The sequence below is a fragment of the Oxalobacteraceae sp. CFBP 8761 genome (assembly GCA_014841595.1).
Taxonomy (GTDB): Bacteria; Pseudomonadota; Gammaproteobacteria; order Burkholderiales; family Burkholderiaceae_D; genus Telluria.
In genome coordinates, this window is record JACYUE010000001.1 from 1,684,036 (window position 1) to 1,701,750 (window position 17,715).

Genomic DNA, 17,715 nt, shown 5'->3' on the forward strand with positions numbered 1-17,715 from the left:
GCGAATCGGCGGCGCTGTCGCTATACTGGCGCCATGCAAACCGAGTATCCGGCTGGCGCCGACGATTTCCTGACCATCCTGGCCGCGCGGCGCAACTATACGCTGCGCCGTCTCGTTGCGCCCGGCCCGGACGATGCGGATCTGCGGCACATCGTCGAAGCCGGCGCGCAGGCGCCCGACCATGGCCTGCTGCGACCGTGGCGCTTCATCCTGATCCCGCAGCACAAGCGGCATCTGCTGGGTGACGTGTTTGCCGCCGCCGTGCTGGCGCGCGATCCGGCCTGCGGCGACGAGGCGCTCGCCACGGCGCACGACAAGGCCCTGCGCGCGCCATGCCTGCTGGTGGCGGTGCTGCGCGACGAAGCGGGCACCATCATCCCGACACACGAAAAACTCGTTTCGCTTGGTTGCGCGATCCAGAACATGCTGGTGGCTGGTCAACTGCTTGGCTTTGCAAGTGGCCTGGCCAGCGGCGCAGCGATGGATTTTGCGGGCATGCGCACGTTGCTTGGGCTGGATGCGCACGAGCAGGCCATCTGCTTCATTGGCCTTGGCACCGCTTCGACCATCAAGGCGCCGCGCGCGCGGCCGGATGTGAGCCAATTCCTCAGCAGTTTATGAGGGTGATTGAACGCGTGGACGGCGGAGCCGTCCACCCTATGAGCAGACATCGGTAGGGTGGACGGGTTTCCCGTCCACGCGTTCAACGACCCCCGAACGCCCAGACAGCAAAAAGCCCGCCAACAGGCGGGCTTTTCAGTGTGCGCTGCGGCTGCGCCCACGCTATCTGCGTGGTGCGCGCTGCGGCGTCACGACAGCAGCATCAGATTGCGCAGATGTTGCCGGCTTTTTCGCCTTTAGGGCCGGTCGAGCGCTCGAACGACACGCGCTGATTTTCGGCCAGGCTCTTGAAGCCTTCCGATTGAATATCCTGGAAGTGCGCAAACAGATCGTCGCCGCCGCCATCAGGCGTGATGAAGCCGAAGCCTTTTGCGTCGTTGAACCATTTTACGGTGCCGGTTTGGGTAGTCATGTTGAATTCCTTTGCAGTGACATGGGCAAAATCGCCCAATACGCACGTTCAACCAAGAGAAGATAAAAGCGGGGGAATCAAACTGGACTGCCGGAGGAGGCGAGGCGGGAGAGAAAAGCCAACAATAACAACGACTTGATGTGGTGCATCGTTGAAGATACACGGCTTTTCAAGAATGTCCTAGTCATTTCTTGATTGATTCCCCGAATCGATCTCAATGTGAAGAAACGAGCTTGAGCCCGACGATGCCCGCCGCGATCATGCCGATGCACGCCAGCCGCGCCGGTGACGCCGATTCGCCAAGCACGATGATGCCCACCAGCGCCGTGCCGACGGCGCCGATTCCCGTCCAGATCGCGTAGGCGGTACCGATCGGCAGCGTCTTGAGCACGTGGGCCAACAGGCCAAAACTGACGATCATGGCGGCGACCGTGCCGACTGTTGGCCACAGACGCGTGAAGCCTTCCGTGTATTTCAGGCCAACGGCCCAGACAATTTCAAACAGTCCTGCGAGGACCAGGAGTATCCAGACCATATTGCCTCCGATTGGGTGAGGCCCGATACTATGTCGAATCCGGTGATGAAAAAAGTCAGTACCTATCAATGGAATTGAACGATGGCGTTTGACCTCGACAACGTAAGAGCCTTCCTGGCAGCGATCGACCACGGCTCGTTTTCCGCGGCCGCACGCGCACTTGGTCGCGTGCCGTCGGCCGTCAGCATGGCGATCGCGAATCTGGAAGCGCAGCTTGACGTGCAGCTGTTCGACCGTACGGGCCGCAACCCGACACCGACCGCGCAGGCACTGGCGCTGCTGCCCCAGGCGCGCCTGCTGGCTGAGGGTTTGCAGCGCCTGAACGTGCATGCGCTGTCACTGAGCCGGGGCCTGGAAGCGTCGGTCACGCTGGCGCTCGTGCCCGAACTCCAGGACACCGTGCCATGGAGCGCCGCGCTGCATGCGCTGGCGCTCGAGCATCCGCTGCTGCAGGTCGAGGTGCTGACCGCGCCGCAGGCCGATGCGCTGGCCATGGTGCGCAGCGGGCGCGCCGACCTGGCACTTGTCTTTGAGCGATATGGCGCGGCGCCCTATCAGGCATTCCAGGAAGTAGCCGAGGAGCGCCTGGTAGCGGTCGCGGCGCGCTCCCATCCGATGTTCAAGGGGGGCGAGCAGGCGCAGGTGCGCGACACCGATCTGCTGCTGCAGCGCCAGATCGTCGTGGCGGGACGCGACACCGACCAGGTGGACCAGCGCATCGCAATGTCGTCGCTGCAGTGGAAGACCGATAGCCCGATCGCCGCGCTGGCACTGGTCAAGGCGGGCCTGGGCTGGGCGTGGCTGCCATCGAGCCAGGTGCGCGAGGCCGTGCAGGGCGGTGAGCTGGTCGAGATCCCCATGGCCAATCTCACCAACGTGCTGCGCTTTTTCGTCGACATCGTGTGGACTGAAGAACGGCCGCTGGGCATGGCAGCAACGCGCTTCATCGAACTCTTGAACGAGCAGAAAATGTGAACGATCGTGCGAGAACCGGTCGCGCACGCGATGGTGTCGGTTCGGCTAGAATGTTTGCCCAACAATGGGAGGATCGTTGCGCGCGCGCCTTGTGGCGGCCCCGTCTCCCACACCGCATCACCCAATAAGCATAGGAAGAACATGAGCACCGACAGTACGCTGAACGAAGCACAGAACACCCAACTGCGGATCGACGCGCTGGAATACCACCGCAGCCCCACCCGCGGCAAGATCGAAGTGATCGCCACCAAACCGCTGTCGAACCAGCGCGACCTGTCGCTTGCCTATTCGCCGGGCGTGGCCTACGCCTGCGAAGAAATCGCCGCCGATCCGGCCACCGCGTTCGATTACACGTCGCGCGGCAACCTGGTGGCCGTGATCACCAACGGCACCGCGGTGCTGGGCCTGGGGAATATCGGTCCGCTGGCCGCCAAGCCGGTCATGGAAGGCAAGGGCTGCCTGTTCAAGAAATTTGCCGGTGTCGACGTGTTCGACCTGGAACTGGACGAACTCGATCCGGACAAGCTGATCGACGCCATCGCGATGCTCGAACCGACTGTCGGCGGCATTAACCTCGAAGACATCAAGGCGCCGGAATGCTTCTACATCGAGAAGAAGCTGCGCGAGCGCATGAACATCCCGGTCTTCCACGACGACCAGCACGGCACCGCGATCATCTCGACCGCGGCGCTGCTCAATGCGATGAAAGTCGTCGGCAAGGACATCGGCCAGATCAAGCTGGTCGCCTCCGGCGCCGGCGCGGCGGCGATTGCCTGCCTGGACATGATGGTGCTGCTGGGCGTCAAGCAGGAGAACATCTACGTCGTCGACTCGCGCGGTGTGATCTGGCAGGGCCGCGACGCCAATATGGAAGAAAACAAGGCGCGCTATGCGCAGGCAACGGATGCGCGCGTGCTGGCCGATGTCGTCAAGGGCGCCGACGTGTTCCTGGGCTGCTCGACCGCCGGCGTGCTGACGGGCGAGATGGTCAAGACGATGGCCGACAAGCCGGTCATCTTGGCGCTGGCCAATCCCGAACCTGAGATCCGTCCTGAAGTGGCCAAGGCCGCGCGTCCGGACGTCATCATCGCCACGGGCCGTTCGGACTACCCGAACCAGGTCAACAACGTGCTGTGCTTCCCGTACATCTTCCGCGGCGCGCTCGATTGCGGCGCCACGCGCATCACCGACGAAATGAAGCTCGCCTGCGTGACCGCGATCGCCGAACTGGCCGAAGCCGAAGCGAGCGACGTCGTGGCGCTGGCCTACGAAGGCCAGGACCTGGCCTTTGGCCCCGAGTACATCATTCCGAAGCCGTTCGATCCGCGCCTGCTCGGCGCGATCGCGCCACGCGTGGCCGAAGCGGCCGCCGCATCGGGCGTGGCAACGCGCCCGATCACCGACATGGACGCCTACCGCGACAAGCTTGGTCAGATGATCTATCACACCGGGTTCTTCATGAAGCCGGTGTTCGACAAGGCGCGCGCCGATGTGCGCAAGGTGGCCTACGCCGAAGCGACCGAGCCGCGCGTGCTGCGCGCAGTGCAAGCAGTGGTCGATGAGGGCATCGCCCATCCGGTGCTGATCGGCGACACGTCGGTCCTGCAGCGCGCCATCAAGGACGCGGGCCTGCGCCTGCGCGAAGGCGCCGACTACACCGTCATTGCGGCCGAAGCCGATACGACGCTGCAGGGCACGCGCCTGCTGGCGGCGGGCACGGTCGACGCGCTGATCTGCGGCATGACCGGCTGCTACGACGACCATCTGGAGCACGTGCGCAGCGAGATCGGCGTGGCGCCAGGTGCCGAAGTGCTGGCCGCGATGAATGCGCTGGTGCTCGACAAGTTCACGCTGTTCATCACCGACACGTATGTCAACGAGCAGCCGAGCGCCCAGGAGCTGGCCGCCATCACGCGCCTTGCAGCCGAGACGCTGCAGCACTTCGGCCTCGAGCCGAAGGCCGCGCTGGTGTCGCACTCGTCGCAGGGTTCGTCCGAGCGGCCGTCCGCCAAGCGCATGCGCGAAGCGCGCGCGCTGCTGGCCGAGCAGTCGCCCGAACTGGCTGTGGTCGGCGAGATCCACGGCGACGCTGCGCTGTCGGAAGAAATCCGTGATCTGTACAAGATCGACGCAGGCTATTCGGGCAGCGCGAACCTGCTGGTGATGCCGTCGCTGGATGCGGCCAACATCCTGTTCAACGTGCTCAAGGTCGCCGCAGGCAAGGGCGTGACGGTGGGTCCGATCCTGCTGGGCGCGGCCAAGCCGGTACACATCCTGAGCCCGAGCGCCACCGTGCGCCGCATCGTCAACATGACGGCGCTGGCAGCGGCGGCCGTGAAGTAAGGGCGATCACCGGGGCTGGGCCCTGGCCCTGGTGTATTGTCAGCAAAACGGCCCCGATCGGGGCCGTTTTTGCGTCCGCTCAGCGCCACGTCAGGCCCCGAAGTGCGCCACCAGAAAATCGATGAAGGCGCGTGCCCGCGCCGATTGCCGGCGCTTGTTCGGATAGACGACGAACAGGTCGGCCTCGGGCTGCACATACCCGGGCAGCACGATGCGCAGCCGGCCGCTGTCGACGTACTTCGCCAGATCCCATTCCGAGCGCACCAGGATGCCGTGGCCATCGAGCGCCCAGCCCAGCACGATGTCGCCATCGTTGCTCGACAGCGCACCCTGCACCTTGACCGACACTGCGCGGCCTTCATGTTCCAGGCGCCAGACCCCATGCGCCTCGTCGTTCTGCCGGTGCACGATGCAGCGGTGGTTGGCCAGATCCGCCAGGCTGGCGGGCATGCCATGCCGTTCGAGGTAGCGCGGCGACGCGCACAGGAGGCGCCGGTTCGACATGATGCGGCGCGCGACCAGCCGCTGGTCGGGCAACTCGCCGAAGCGGATCGCCAGGTCGATGCCGCTCGCGACGAGGTCCACCGGCCGGTCGGTGACGTCGAGCTGCACCTCCACCTGCGGATAGCGCTGCGCGAAGGTGGACACCAGCGGGGCAATCGCCGTGCGCCCGAAGCCGAGCGACGCATTCACGCGCAGCAGGCCGCGCGGCACGGCGCGCGTGCTCGATACGGCTTCTTCCATCTCGTGCAGGTCGGCCAGGATGCGGGTCGCGTAGTGCAGATAGGTTTCGCCCTCGGGCGTGAGGCTGCTGGTGCGTGTGGTGCGATTGACGAGCCGCACGCCGAGGCGCGCTTCGAGCTGCGCCAGGCGCTTGGTGGCGGCCGGCGGCGTGAGGTCGAGCGCGCGTGCCGCGGCGCTCAGGCTGCCGTGGCGGGCCAGCAGCACGAAGAATTCGAGATGCGAGGCGAGGTCATTATTCACTTTGGGTGAAGAATCTTATGAATGGGATTCAATCATAACCGCCTTCGCAGCGAATAATCTGGTGTCTCGTTCAACCAGTACATGAGAGACACCACCATGAGAATCGTCGACATCCGCGAGCAGACCGTTCCGATCAGCTCCCCGATCCGCAATGCCTACATTGATTTCAGCAAGATGACGCTGAGCGTGGTCGCCGTGGTGACCGACGTGATCCGCGATGGCAAGCCCGTGATCGGCTACGGCTTCAACTCCAACGGTCGCTATGGCCAGGGCACGCTGATGCGCGAGCGCTTCATCCCGCGCATCCTCGAGGCCGATCCGACGTCGCTGCAGGACGACACGGGTGCGAACCTCGACCCGCACAAGATCTGGCAGACGATGTTCACCAACGAAAAGCCGGGTGGTCACGGCGAGCGCTCGGTGGCCATCGGCACCATCGACATGGCCGTGTGGGATGCGACTGCCAAGATCGCGGGCGTGCCGCTGTTTCAGTTGCTGGCCGACCGCTATGGCAATGGCCAGCCGGAGCGCCGCGTGTTCGTGTATGCAGCCGGTGGTTATTACTATCCGGGGCAGGATCACGGCAAGCTGAAAGACGAGATGCGCAGCTATCTCGATCGCGGCTACACGGTGGTCAAGAAGAAGATCGGCGGGGACTCGCTCGACGAAGACCTGCGCCGCATCGACTCGATCCTGAGCGTGCTGGGTGACGGGCAGAAGCTGGCGGTCGATGCGAACGGCCGCTTCGATCTGGACACGGCGATCCGCTACGCCAAGGCGCTGTCGCAGTACGATCTGTTCTGGTACGAAGAAGCGGGCGACCCGCTTGACTACGAGCTGCAGGCGACGCTGCGCAACTATTACCGCAATCCGATGGCCACCGGCGAGAACCTGTTCTCGATGCAGGATGCGCGCAACCTGATCCGCCATGGCGGCATGCGCGCCGACCGCGACTGGCTGCAATTCGATTGCGCGCTCAGTTACGGCCTGGTGGAGTATCTGCGCACGCTCGACATGCTGAAGGAGCACGGCTGGTCGGCCAAGCGCTGCATCCCGCATGGCGGGCACCAGATGTCACTGAATATCGCGGCCGGTCTGGGACTGGGCGGGAACGAATCGTATCCCGACCTGTTCCAGCCCTACGGCGGCTTCCCGGATGGCGTGAAGGTCGAGAATGGCCACATCACGATGCCCGATCTGCCGGGGATCGGCTTCGAAGGAAAAGCCGATCTGATTGCGCAGATGCGCAGGCTGACCGACTGATCAGGCGCGGTCGGCGGCGTCGAATTTGACGGGTTGCGTCACGCCGCCCTTGCGCCGCACGACGACGGTGCCGGCCATCTTGTCGTGCCAGCCCTGCTTGCGCGCGTCGAAGCCGACCCACAAAATGCCCAGCATCAGCGGGATCATCGAGACGTAGTAGCCCAGGTAGCGGATGATGAACTGGCGCGTGCTTGGCTTGCCACCGGTGCGCGCATCGACAATGATTGCGCCAACGGCCATCTTGCCCGGCGTGGCCGAGAGCTTGATCCATAGCGCGAGTACAAAGGCGGCCGGCAGGAGCCAGTTGATGATGAAGTCGGCCGGGCCCATGACCATCTCTGTGCTGTCCCAATACGCGGCGCCATAGATGGCAGTGAGCAGCGGCAGCGCGACGATCATCACCAAAATGCTGTCGATGAGCGCCGCGCCGGTGCGCGCCCAGAAGCCAACGTATTCCAGTTCGGTCGATTCGTGCGGTTGCATGGTGGCCCCGGGTGATTGTGCTGTCAGGACCCACACAATAACACTGGCCAACCGCGGCGTGGTTTAAGCCTCGAGGTAGCGCGTGACTGCCTTGCCGACTTCGGTGGTGTTGGCCGTGCCACCCATGTCGGGCGTGCGCGGGCCCTCGACCAGGCAGCGCTCGATCGCGCCGAGCATGGCGTCATGCGCAGCCGTGTAGTTGGCGTCGCCCTGGCCCAGGAACTCGAGCATCATGGCGCCCGACCAGATCATCGCGATCGGGTTGGCGATGTTCTTGCCGTAGATGTCGGGGGCCGAACCGTGTACTGGCTCGAACAGCGACGGGAAGGTGCGGTCCGGATTCAGGTTGGCCGACGGCGCGATGCCGATCGTGCCGGTGCAGGCCGGGCCGAGGTCCGACAGAATGTCGCCGAACAGGTTCGACGCCACGACGACGTCGAAGCGTTCGGGCGAGATCACGAAGCGTGCGCACAGGATGTCGATGTGGTACTTGTCCCATTTGACATCGGCGTACTGCTCGCCCATGGCGGCCACGCGCTCGTCCCAGTACGGCATCGAGATGGAGATGCCGTTCGATTTGGTGGCGGCGGTCAGGTGCTTCTTGGGGCGACTCTGGGCCAGGTCGAACGCATACTTGAGAATGCGGTCGGTGCCGTGGCGCGTAAAGACCGATTCCTGCAGCACGAATTCGCGCTCGGTCCCTTCGAACATCTTGCCGCCGACCGACGAGTATTCACCCTCGGTGTTTTCGCGCACGACGTAGAAGTCGATGTCGCCCGGCTTCTTGTTGGCGAGCGGGCAGGGCACGCCGGGCATCAGGCGCACCGGGCGCAGATTGACGTACTGATCGAACTCGCGCCGGAACTTGAGCAGGGAGCCCCACAGCGAGATGTGGTCGGGGACGATGTCGGGCATGCCAACCGCGCCGAAGAAAATGGCCTCGAAGCCCGAAAGTTGCGCACGCCAGTCGTCCGGCATCATCTTGCCGTGCTTGACGTAGTAGTCGCAGTCAGCCCATTCAAACGTAGTGAATTCGAGATGGATGCCGAAGCGTTTGGCGGTCGCGTCCAGCGCGCGCAGGCCTTCGGGCATGACTTCCTTGCCGATGCCGTCGCCGGCGATCACGGCGATCTTGTGGGTTTTCATGGGTGTCTCCTGTGAGCTGATCTGAATGCTTCAAGAATAAGCCAAAACGGCTTGTTTATAATGCTGGTTCTTGTGGTGTTAAGGAACACGCGGCGTGAATAATCTGTTGGAGAATGCTGATTTGCGGGTGTTCGTGACCGTGGCGCGTCAGGGATCGTTTGCGGGCGCGGCGCAGGCGCTGGGCATGTCGGCCGCGTATGTCAGCAAACGGATCGGGGTGCTCGAGGCCGCGCTGGGCGTGCGGCTGTTCCAGCGCACGACGCGGCGCGTCGTCATCACCGAGGACGGCGCGCAGGCGTTTGAACGGGCGCAGGCGATTCTCGACAGCCTGGATGACCTGATCGAGGAATCGGCCGAGCGGCGGCGGGCGCCCAGCGGCCAGCTGCGCGTGTGCAGCAGCTTCGGCTTCGGCCGCCAGGTCGTCGCACCGGCCATTGCCCGGCTCGCGCGCGCCTATCCGGCGCTGCAGATCCGGTTCGAGGTGTTCGACCGGCTGGTCGATCCGGTGGCCGAAGGGTTCGATCTGGATGTGCGGATCGGCGACGAGATCGCGCCGCAGCTGATCGCGCGGCGCCTGATGGTCAATCACCGCATCCTGTGCGCGGCGCCCGCGTATCTGGCGCAGCACGGGACCCCGCGCACGCTGCAGGATCTGGCGGGCCACCAGTGCCTGGTGATCAAGGAGCGCGATCATCCGTTCGGCGTGTGGCGGCTGCGCGCGAAAGGCGGTGAGGAGACGGTGAAGGTGTCGGGCGCGCTGTCGACCAATCATGGAGAAGTCGCGCTGCGCTGGGCGCTGGACGGCGCCGGGATCGTGCTGCGCTCGCGCTGGCATGCGCAGCCGCTGCTGGCGTCCGGGCAGCTGGTGCAGATCCTGCCCGAGTACGCGCAGGAGGCCAACGTGTGGGCCGTGTATCCGCAGCGGCTGGGCAATTCGGCGAAGGTGCGGGTGTGCGTTGAATTTCTCGAGCGCGAACTGGCTGCGGGTGGGGCACCGGATGCTGGCGCGTAGCGCACCGCAGCGGCGCAATGGGCGGTGTTCGTGCACCGTCAAGGTGCAGCGCACCATCCATTCGCTCATTCGCGACATGGGGCGTTCGTGCGGCTCGACACTGCGCCGCAACATGGGCGATAATGGCGGGCTGTAGCGCGCCATAACCTGCGTGTTTGCGTCTTCGACCAGACCTGCGCCGCCTGCAGCTTCTCTTACCCATCCGATCATCCGAGGACCATGAACTCTAGCCCGACGCTTGCCGATTCCGTGTGCGCAGCTCCGCGCCGCCACTTTCCCGCTCGCGTGGTGATAGCGCTCGCGCTGACGTGCGCATCGCGGTCCGGTCCTGCATGCGCGATGGTGCGCGCGTGAGTCAGTCTGTCATGTATCCAGGCTCTCCCAGCAAGCCATCGCGACCGATCATCGAGGTCAAGCCGCATTCGACGCTCGATGACGTCTACGGTATCGTCGTCGGCGTGCTGTTCGTCGTGATAGGCATCGTGCTGCTGCACGCAGCCGGCCTGCTCACCGGCGGCGTTGCTGGCATCGCCTTGCTGACGTCGTACTCGACCGGGGTGCCGGTCGGTACGCTGTTCATGATGATCAACGTGCCGTTCTTCCTGTTTGGTTACTTCTTCATGGGCGCGCGCTTCACGATCAAGTCGTTGGCCGGCAGCGCGATGATCATGGGCCTGCTCAAGATCATGCCGTTCGTGCTGGTCATCGACCGCGTGCATCCGGCCGTGGCAGCCCTGGGCGGCGGTACCTTCTGCGGCATGGGCATCCTGGCACTCGCGCGCCACGGTGCCGGCGTCGGCGGAACGGGCATCGTCACACTGTGGCTGCAAAAGCAGTACAACATCAACGCCGGCCGCACCCAGATCATGATCGACAGCGTCATCCTGGCACTGGCACTGCTGCTGGTCGCCCCCCACCAGGTCGCCTGGTCCGCCCTGAGCGCCGTCGCCATGAGCGGCATGGTCATGGCCTGGCACCGCGCCGGCCGCTACTTCGGCAGCTAACCCCAACAATTAGGGTCAGAGTAGAATTATTGGGTAATAGCCTTTAGCAAACGGCCATATTCGAGCCCCTACAGATGAGCTCGTAAAACGTTGCATAAAAATTAGGGTCAGAGTCGAATTGTTTTTCAATTGATTTATAAAAATTGACAAACAATTCGACTCTGACCCTCATTATTTTTTGCTGTTGGTAGCGCTACCTCGTACTAGGCAAATCCTCTCGTGCATTTAATTTCACAAGAGCATTCATAGACCCCTAAAAATCATTCTGAACAATTAGGGTCAGAGTCGAATTAATGGGAAATTACCCAAAGTTGTCAAACAAATCGACTCCGACCCTAAGCTCGGCAGTTAATCTTGCAAATCAATCGGGGTCAGAGTCGAATTAATAAACAATTGATTCATTGAAGTTGGCAAACAATTCGACTCTGACCCTAATTGTTATTTGGGGTTATTGGGGTGGGATGGGTTTTTGCGGGGTGGGGAGCATGTCGGTGCCGACCATGTCGAAGATGCTCAGTTGGCCGCCCAGGCGGATGAAGAGTTCCTGGTAGAGGGCGCCGGCGTTCATATTGCCCCATTCGACGGCGCGCTTGATGAGGTAGGGCGTGGGACTGTGTGGCTCGAGGTGGGCGAGGTAGGTGGCGGCGGCGGCCAGGCAGGCGTAGGCGTCGGCGCGGTCGCGGAATTGGTGGGGCTCGGTTGTATTTGTCGTGGGCGCAGTGGCTGGTGTTTCGGTCTGTTCTGACGGTGCTTCGGTTGGCACGTCCGCTGGCGCTGGTGCTGGGACTCGTACGGCGCGTTCGTTGTGGAGTGCTGAGAGGATGGCGTGTACCTGGTCGGCCAGGGCCCTCAGGCACGGTGCGGTGGTGGTTTGCGGGGTGTTGGAGGTGCCGTGGAGCAGGGCGATCGTGGCGTGCGCGTCTTCCAGTGCGGTGATGCGCTCGGTCAGGATTGCTGGTGGCATGGCTGCCAGCGTACTGCGGGTCGTGGCATCGACATCACGCTCTTGTGCGGTTTGTTCGCAGTCGGCCCACGTCGTGGCGCAGCCGTCTTCCGTTGTGAATAGCGGTGACTGGCGCAGCGTCGGGGCCAGCTTCTGGTCCAGCCAGCGCAGGATGTTCGCACGGGCTTCGGTGTCGTCGGTTTCCAGTTGCGGATGCAGGGCGGTCGGGTAACGCTCGCACAGCGTGTGCGCCAGCAGCAGGCAGGGAGCCAGCGCGCCGAGGCCATGTTCGTGGACCTGGGACTCGCACAGCCACGCCGCCAGTTGCAGGTCCTTGCCCTGGGTGCGCAAGGCACCAGCGGCCAGGTTGCTGACGTGCGGCCAATCCGAGCGCTTTGGTTGCCGCTGCCAGACCCCGCGCGGCTGGATATCTTCATCGCCCTGGCGCGCTTCGATGATGGCGCGGTAGACACTCGTTGCGCGGGCCGGCAGGCCTGTCGGATTGGCGGGATCCACCGGCGCTGCCAGCGCCTCGAAGCCGATGCCGAGGTGGCGCAGGAAGTGGTCGTCGGCGCGCCTTGTCAGGTCGCCGTTGGGTGGAACTGGTTCAGGCATGAGGCTCTCCCGTGAATGTGGCCCGACAGAGTGGGGCGCCAATAAAGGCCACACTGTAGCGCAAATGCAGCCGGCAGGGCAGGTGCCGGGAACCTGAGCCGAAGCGCAATCCGATGCTGACGCCTACACCGACGCCGTCATGGCGCCGATACGCAGCGTGGCCCGCAGACCGGGATGGTTGTCCTCCAGTGTCAGCGTACCGCCATGCAGCCGCGCCACCGCCGAGACCACGCTCAGGCCCAGCCCCACGCCGGGCGTGCCGCGGCCCGCGTCCACCCGGTAGAAGCGCTCGATGACGCGCGTGCGTTCGTGCGCGGGGATGCCGGGGCCATTGTCGGCCACGACGATCTGCACCGTGTCGGCATCGATGCGCCGCGCGGAGATCGCGATCGCGCCGCGCACCGGCGCGTACTTGAGCGCATTGTCGACCATATTGCCCAGCGCCTGCGCCAGCAGCACGGGGTCGCCCACCACGTGCAGGTCGTCCGGGCCGTCAAAGCCCAGCGCGATGTCCTTCAGTTCGGCGACCGGTGCATAAAATTCGGTCACCTCTGCGCTCAGTGCTGCCAGGTCGACATCGACAAAACCGGCGCGCCGGCTGCCGCTGTCGATTTCTGCCAGCCGCAGCAACGCATTGAAGATGCCCATCACACGGTCGACGTCATCGATCGCCGCGTCGATCTCGACGAAGGTTTCGTCCGGCGCAGGCCGCGCCACCGACAACTCCTCGAGCCGCGCGCGCAGCTCGGACAGCGGCGTGCGCAGGTCGTGCGCGATCGCGTTCGAGACATCCTGCACGCCGGTCACCAGATGCTCGATCTGGTCGAGCATGCGGTTCACGGTGCGCGTCAGTTGCTGCAGCTCGTCGCCATCGCCCGGTTCGACCAGGCGGTGCGACAGCTTGCCCTCGATGATCGAAGCGGTGGTGTCGCTGATGCCCTGCATGCGGCCCAGCAGCGCGCGACGGATCATGATGCCGCCCAGCGCGGCGCTGAGCAGCACCGTGATCGCGCATCCCAGCAAGCCATATCCAAACAGGCGCTCGAGCTTCTGGAAGCGATTCAGGTTACTGGCCACGAGCAGCCGGTAGCCGTCTTCCAGCGTCACGCGCACCAGCTCCACGTTGCGCGGCACGTCGTCGACCACGATCGTCACCCGGCACAAGCCATCGCGATCCGGCACGCCTTCGGGCCAAGCCTGCAGGTTACCTGCCAGCTTGGTGCCATCGGGCGCGACGAACAGCATGATCTTGCGCACGCCGTCGTTTACGCCGTGGACCTGGCTGTCGATCGCAGCGGCCAGCGCGGGCGGGCCCTGGCGGATGAACAGGTTGCTCAGGTGCTGCGCGTCGGATTTGAGCAGCTGGCTGCGCACCTCGCCGATATTGGTGTGCCACGCGTACCACAGTGGCCCGGCGAACATCGCCAGCACCAGCAGCGTCACGAGGCCATAACCGATGGCGATCGTGCGGGCGGAGAAACTGGGGAGCCTGAGCATCGTATGCGCTTCGCTCAAGGCTGGTCGGTCAGCATGTAGCCAGCATTGCGCACCGTGCGCAGAAGGGCCGAAGGAAAGCCGGCGTCGATTTTTTGCCGCAGCTTGCTGATGTGGACATCGATGACATTGGTCTGCGGGTCGAAGTGGTAGTCCCACACGTTCTCGAGCAGCATCGTGCGCGTGACGACCTGGTTCGCATGACGCAGCAGATAGGCCAGCAACTTGAATTCGCGCGGCTGCAGCGCCAGGGTCTTGCCGGCGCGGGTGACGCGGTGCGCCAGCATGTCGACACTCAGGTCGCCCAGCGTCATGACGGTTTCGACGGCTTGGCTTTGCGAGCGGCGCAGCAGCGCGTCCAGGCGCGCGAGCAGTTCGCCGAACGCGAACGGCTTGGTCAGATAGTCGTCGCCGCCGGCGCGCAGGCCGCGGATGCGGTCGTCCACGCCATCGAGGGCGCTGAGGATCAGGATCGGCACCCGGTTACCTTGCTGGCGCAGCGTTTCGATGAGCGCCAGGCCGTCGATCCCACCGGGCAGCATGCGGTCCATGACAATGGCGTCATACGGCTCGGTGATGGCGTAGACCATGCCGTCGCGGCCATTGTCCGCATGGTCGACCGTGTGCCCGGCTTCACTGAGGCCTTTGGTAACGAAGCGCGCGACGCGTTCGTTGTCTTCGATGAGGAGCAGTTTCACGGCGACCTCAATGCGCTTGCGGCTGCGGTTCAGACGTTTCCGCGGCCGCCTCGCCGTCGGCCGGCGTGTCATCGATATGCGTCGGCGTCTTGGCACGCGACGCGACGATCACGTAGAACAGCGGAATCAGGAACGTGGCCAGGAACGTCGCCGTCAGCATGCCGCCGATGACGCCGATGCCCAGCGCATTCTGGCTACCCGAACCGGCGCCGCTCGACAACGCCAGCGGCAGCACGCCCAGGATGAACGCCATCGACGTCATGATGATCGGGCGCAGCCGCACCTTGGCCGATTCGAGCGCCGCTTCGACAATGCCCATCCCCTGCATCTGCAGTTCACGTGCGAATTCGACGATCAGGATCGCGTTCTTGGCCGACAGGCCGATGGTGGTCAAGAGGCCCACCTGGAAGAATACGTCGTTCTCCATGCCGAAGGCCGTCGCTGCACTCAGGGCGCCGAGGATACCGACCGGCACCACCATGATGACCGAGATCGGGATCGCCCAGCTTTCATAGAGCGCGGCCAGGCACAGGAACACGACCAGGATCGACAGCGCGTACAAGAGCGGCGCCTGCGAGCCGGCCTGCGATTCCTGCAGCGAGATGCCGCTCCACTCGAAGCCGATGCCGTCCGGGAGTTCGCCCACCAGGCGCTCCATGATCGCCATCGCCTCGCCGGAACTGAAACCCGGCGCCGGCTGACCGAGGATTTCGGCCGACTCGATGCCGTTGTAGCGCGCCATCGCTGGCGAACCCCAGGCCCAGCGCGCACTGGCGAAGCTCGAAAACGGCACCATCTCGCCGGCGCTATTGCGCGCATAGAGCAGCTTGATGTCGTCCGGGTTCATGCGGAACTGGGCATCGGCCTGCACGTACACGCGCTTGATGCGGTTGTCCGTGTCGAGGAAGTTGTTGATGTAGCGCGAGCCCCAGGCCGTGGAGAAGGTCTGGTCGACTTCGGTCAGGTTCACGCCCAGCGCGGCGGCCTTTTCGCGGTCGATGTCGATCTTGTAGGTGGCGTTGTCGGCCTGTCCCGTGAAGCGCACGCGCTGCAGGTTCGGTTCCTTGCGCGCCAGTTCGAGCAACTGGTCGCGTGCCTTGGCCAGCGCATCGTGCCCCAAACCACCGCGATCCTGCAGCTGCAGCGAGAAGCCGTTGGCCGATCCCAGGCCGCGGATCGAGGGCGGTTCGACTGTGTTGATGGTCGCGCCCTGGTAGTTGGCGTAGCGCGCTGCGATGCGGTTGGCCAGCGCCGACACACCCAGCGCTTCGTCCTTGCGCTCGTCCCAGGTCTTCAGGCGCACGAACAGGCGGCCCTGGTTCTGGCCGCGCTGCGGCTGGCTCGCGCCATTGGTCATGAAAGTGGCTTCGACCACTGCCGATTCTTCTTTCAGCAGGTACTGGCTGATTTCTTCCAGCACGCGGCCCGTCGTTTCCTGGGTACTGCCGGCCGGCGTCTGCACCTGGACGAACATGTAGCCCTGGTCTTCCTTCGGCAGGAAGCCGCCCGGCAGGCGCAGGAAGAGGGCAATGACGGCGCCGATCAGCACCAGGTACACGACCATCCACAGCGCGCGCCGGCCCAGGATGCGCGTCACGCCACCCAGGTAGCGGTCGCGGGTTGCATCGAACGAGCGGTTGAACCAGCCGAAGAAACCCTTCTTTTCATGGTGTTCCGGGTCGACCGGCTTGAGCATCGTGGCGCACAGCGCCGGCGTGAGCGTCAGCGCGATGAATGCCGACAGCAGCATCGAGGCCACGACCGTCAGCGAGAATTCGCGGTAGATCGCGCCCACCGTGCCGCTCGAGAAGGCCACCGGCACGAACACGGCCGACAGCACGAGGGCCACGCCGATCAGCGCGCTGGTGATCTGGCTCATGGCCTTGATCGTCGCTTCTTTCGGCGGCAAGCCGTCTTCGTGCATCACGCGCTCGACGTTTTCCACCACCACGATCGCATCGTCGACCAGCAGGCCAATGGACAGCACGAGGCCGAACATCGACAGCGTATTGATCGTAAAGCCCAGCGCTGACATGATGCCGAACGTGCCCAGCAACACCACCGGCACCGTGATCGACGGGATCAGGGTGGCACGGAAGTTTTGCAGGAACAGGTACATCACCAGGAACACCAGCACGATGCCCTCGATCAGCGTGTGGGTCACGCCCTTGATCGACGTTTCGATGAAGGGCGTGACGTCGTTCGGATACACGGTGCGCAGGCCCGGCGGGAAGAATTCGCCCAGCTCTTTCAAACGCGCACGCACGGCTTCTGCGGTATCGAGCGCATTGGCGTTCGGCGCGAGCTGGATGCCCAGGCCCGATGCCGACTTGCCGTTGTAGCGCACGTCGACGTTGTAGTTTTCGGGGCCCAGCGCCACGCGTGCAACGTCGCCGATGCGCACGGACGAGCCATCCGGCTGGACCTTGACCAGGATGCGCTTGAATTCCTCGGGCGTGCGCAGCATCGTCGCCTGGTTGATCGTGGCGCTCAGGGTCTGGCCCTGGACCGCCGGCGTGCCGCCCAGCTGGCCGCCCGAGATCTGCACGTTCTGCGCGCGGATCGCGTCCGTCACGTCGAGCGGTGTGAGTGCAAAACTCGTCAGCTTGACCGGGTCGAGCCAGATACGCATCGCGTACTGGGTGCCGAACAGGTTCATGCTGCCCACGCCCGGCATGCGCGAGAGCGGGTCCTGGATGTTCGAGGCGACGTAGTTGGCGATGTCGAACTTGGTCATGCTGTCGTCGTCGGAAACGAACGCCGCCACCATCAGGAAGTCGGACGTCGACTTGGTCACGCGCAGGCCAGATTGCTGGACCTCGCTCGGCAGGCGCGGAACCGCCGCCTGGAGCTTGTTCTGCACCTGGACCTGGGCGATGTCGGGATCGGTGCCGGCGGCGAACGTCAGCGACGTCGTCGACTGGCCCGTGTCATCGCTGGTCGACTGCATGTACAGCAGGTTGTCGATCGCCGTCATCTGCTGCTCGATCACCTGGATCACGGTGTTCTGCATGGTCTCGGCCGACGCGCCGGGGAAGGTCGCCTGGATCTGCACCGATGGCGGCGAGACCGGCGGATACTGCTCGATCGGCATCTTGAGCAGCGCGATGCCGCCGACCAGCATGATCAGCAGCGAGATGACGATCGCGAAGATCGGACGGTTGATGAAGTACTTTGGCATCTTGGA

General features: G+C 64.2%; 15 protein-coding genes. 6 read left to right on the forward strand and 9 right to left on the reverse strand.

Annotated elements, in window-relative coordinates:
* The first annotated feature begins 33 nt into the window (after positions 1-33).
* Positions 34-621 carry a nitroreductase family protein gene (locus tag IFU00_07505; GenBank protein MBD8542120.1) on the forward strand — a complete coding sequence of 196 codons (588 nt, stop codon included), beginning with the start codon at positions 34-36 and terminating at the stop codon, positions 619-621.
* A gap of 202 nt (positions 622-823) precedes the next feature.
* On the opposite strand, the gene IFU00_07510 is transcribed toward IFU00_07505, so the two are convergent.
* Together IFU00_07510 and sugE are read right to left on the reverse strand one after the other, a co-directional pair.
* Positions 824-1,033, reverse strand: coding sequence for a cold-shock protein (locus tag IFU00_07510; GenBank protein ID MBD8542121.1), 210 nt, complete (start codon positions 1,031-1,033; stop codon positions 824-826).
* Between the two features lie 214 nt (positions 1,034-1,247).
* Positions 1,248-1,568 (reverse strand): quaternary ammonium compound efflux SMR transporter SugE, encoded by a 321-nt coding sequence (gene sugE / locus IFU00_07515; protein MBD8542122.1) that lies wholly within the window; start codon positions 1,566-1,568, stop codon positions 1,248-1,250.
* 81 nt (positions 1,569-1,649) lie between these two features.
* Here sugE and IFU00_07520 point away from each other — a divergent pair, with 81 nt between their 5' ends.
* On the forward strand, positions 1,650-2,543 hold the full coding sequence (locus IFU00_07520) for a LysR family transcriptional regulator (protein ID MBD8542123.1): 894 nt from the start codon (positions 1,650-1,652) through the stop codon (positions 2,541-2,543).
* Positions 2,544-2,684: 141 nt separating this feature from the next.
* Positions 2,685-4,886: an NADP-dependent malic enzyme gene (locus IFU00_07525; protein ID MBD8542124.1), complete on the forward strand. Its 2,202-nt coding sequence runs from the start codon at positions 2,685-2,687 to the stop codon at positions 4,884-4,886.
* A gap of 90 nt (positions 4,887-4,976) precedes the next feature.
* On the opposite strand, the gene IFU00_07530 is transcribed toward IFU00_07525, so the two are convergent.
* A complete protein-coding gene (locus IFU00_07530; protein MBD8542125.1) occupies positions 4,977-5,870 on the reverse strand; it encodes a LysR family transcriptional regulator in 894 nt (297 codons plus the stop codon).
* A 96-nt stretch (positions 5,871-5,966) separates the two neighbouring features.
* Here IFU00_07530 and IFU00_07535 point away from each other — a divergent pair, with 96 nt between their 5' ends.
* Positions 5,967-7,133 carry a mandelate racemase/muconate lactonizing enzyme family protein gene (locus IFU00_07535; protein MBD8542126.1) on the forward strand — a complete coding sequence of 389 codons (1,167 nt, stop codon included), beginning with the start codon at positions 5,967-5,969 and terminating at the stop codon, positions 7,131-7,133.
* Here the strand turns inward: IFU00_07535 and IFU00_07540 are convergent, their stop codons facing one another.
* Entirely contained in the window at positions 7,134-7,616 is a 483-nt protein-coding gene (locus IFU00_07540) for an RDD family protein (GenBank protein MBD8542127.1), read from the reverse strand.
* Positions 7,617-7,679: 63 nt separating this feature from the next.
* On the reverse strand, positions 7,680-8,762 hold the full coding sequence (locus tag IFU00_07545; protein ID MBD8542128.1) for a tartrate dehydrogenase: 1,083 nt from the start codon (positions 8,760-8,762) through the stop codon (positions 7,680-7,682).
* A gap of 94 nt (positions 8,763-8,856) precedes the next feature.
* On the opposite strand from IFU00_07545, the gene IFU00_07550 reads away from it, so the two are divergent.
* Together IFU00_07550 and IFU00_07555 are read left to right on the forward strand one after the other, a co-directional pair.
* Entirely contained in the window at positions 8,857-9,774 is a 918-nt protein-coding gene (locus IFU00_07550; GenBank protein ID MBD8542129.1) for a LysR family transcriptional regulator, read from the forward strand.
* Positions 9,775-10,139: 365 nt separating this feature from the next.
* A complete protein-coding gene (locus IFU00_07555) occupies positions 10,140-10,778 on the forward strand; it encodes a YitT family protein (protein MBD8542130.1) in 639 nt (212 codons plus the stop codon).
* A gap of 448 nt (positions 10,779-11,226) precedes the next feature.
* On the opposite strand, the gene tssA is transcribed toward IFU00_07555, so the two are convergent.
* The 4 genes from tssA to IFU00_07575 all read right to left on the reverse strand — a co-directional run bounded on the left by tssA (position 11,227) and on the right by IFU00_07575 (position 17,709).
* On the reverse strand, positions 11,227-12,336 hold the full coding sequence (tssA, locus tag IFU00_07560) for a type VI secretion system protein TssA (protein MBD8542131.1): 1,110 nt from the start codon (positions 12,334-12,336) through the stop codon (positions 11,227-11,229).
* Positions 12,337-12,459: 123 nt separating this feature from the next.
* Positions 12,460-13,833, reverse strand: coding sequence for a HAMP domain-containing protein (locus IFU00_07565; GenBank protein ID MBD8542132.1), 1,374 nt, complete (start codon positions 13,831-13,833; stop codon positions 12,460-12,462).
* 14 nt (positions 13,834-13,847) lie between these two features.
* Entirely contained in the window at positions 13,848-14,528 is a 681-nt protein-coding gene (locus tag IFU00_07570) for a response regulator transcription factor (GenBank protein MBD8542133.1), read from the reverse strand.
* 7 nt (positions 14,529-14,535) lie between these two features.
* Positions 14,536-17,709, reverse strand: coding sequence for an efflux RND transporter permease subunit (locus tag IFU00_07575; GenBank protein ID MBD8542134.1), 3,174 nt, complete (start codon positions 17,707-17,709; stop codon positions 14,536-14,538).
* Positions 17,710-17,715: the final 6 nt, after the last annotated feature.